Below are 1,233 nucleotides of genomic sequence, written 5' to 3' on the forward strand. Positions count from 1 at the left end.
TCCCGGCCGTCAGCCACACCCGACACCGGGCATCCTTCGCTTCCAGCAGTCCCTGCTTGCCCACCTGGAACCGCCGACTCCGGCCACGGACGCATCCGAATACTTCACAGATCTCCGACTGGCCACCGCACTGATCGGCCTTACTTGGCCAGTAGGGCAGCATCTTCTCGACACCACCCTCTCCAGGTATGTGACCGCGTACCTCCACTCCACTTCAGAGAATTTCGGCACCAGCAAGGGTCTGCAGCACCATCGCTTGCGCGATGTACCGCCCCGTGATCCGATCGCCTGTGCCGGACTCCTACGCGCCGCACACTCCTTACTCGAAACAAGCGATCTGTCCGAGCACCTTTCCCAGCTCGTCCACACCCCTGGAGAGCGGCCGACACGCACGCCCTGGGTACGCATCTACGCCCGCCATGAAAACTCGTGCTCGCGGCGATTCCGAGACCCGGCCGAGCCATTGACACGCACCTACCGCAAAATCGGCGGCCCACAAGGACTCCGAGCACCGCTGCGGGACGACTACCGACCAGAACACATCCCGGCATACCTGGAACCGGACTGGCATGAAAGGTACTTCGCACCCATTGCCGGAATCGCCCCGAAGGTCTTGCGTCGAACCGCTGCGGTCCGGCTCGTCCAGTGGGCCATAGGCGGACCCCTCGATGAGGCCGCGACTTACCTCGGCATAGCCCCGGACCGCGTGCGGTACAGATCCAACACCGACTTCCAACGCTGGGAACGCGCGGGACGCAACCCGGCCGAGTTCGAACGGGTTCTCCGCGAGCTCAGCGCCGAACTCCGAGCACCCCACCGACCGCTCATCGACTACCAGCGCCGACGTGAGGCACTCAGAGACTGGGCTCCGCCTCCTGACGAATGGGACCCCCTGGTCAGCGAGTTACCACCCATCCCCGGCCCCATTCGGCCGGCAGTCGGCGACCGCAAACGTCAGGACGCCTCCGTATTCATCTGGGTACAGGTCACACAAGGCGAGCACCTCTTCACCCCGCGCCCCATTGAAGCCGAACAGCCTCAAGACGTCCAACGCGAATGGGCTCTTCGCCGCAACACCACCTGGTACAACCTCGTCCGGCCAGATATCTTTCGGCACTACGCCGACCTACGGAATCTCCTCGCCGAAGATGCCCAAGCTCTCGCCCGCGACATCGACGGCGGTGCGGGCAGTTAACCAACGGTCTTGCAGTCGGGGGGCCCGAGGGGATCTCG

1 protein-coding gene is annotated in these 1,233 nt (G+C 64.2%); it reads left to right on the plus strand.

What is annotated here, in order from left to right:
- Positions 1-1,195, plus strand: a 1,195-nt coding sequence (locus ACFWI9_RS34480) for a hypothetical protein (RefSeq protein WP_387169285.1), incomplete at its 5' end; no start/stop codon positions are given.
- Positions 1,196-1,233 lie beyond the last annotated feature (38 nt).

Source organism: Streptomyces sp. NPDC127084 (genome assembly GCF_042724175.1).
In the GTDB taxonomy this organism is placed as follows: Bacteria; Actinomycetota; Actinomycetes; order Streptomycetales; family Streptomycetaceae; genus Streptomyces.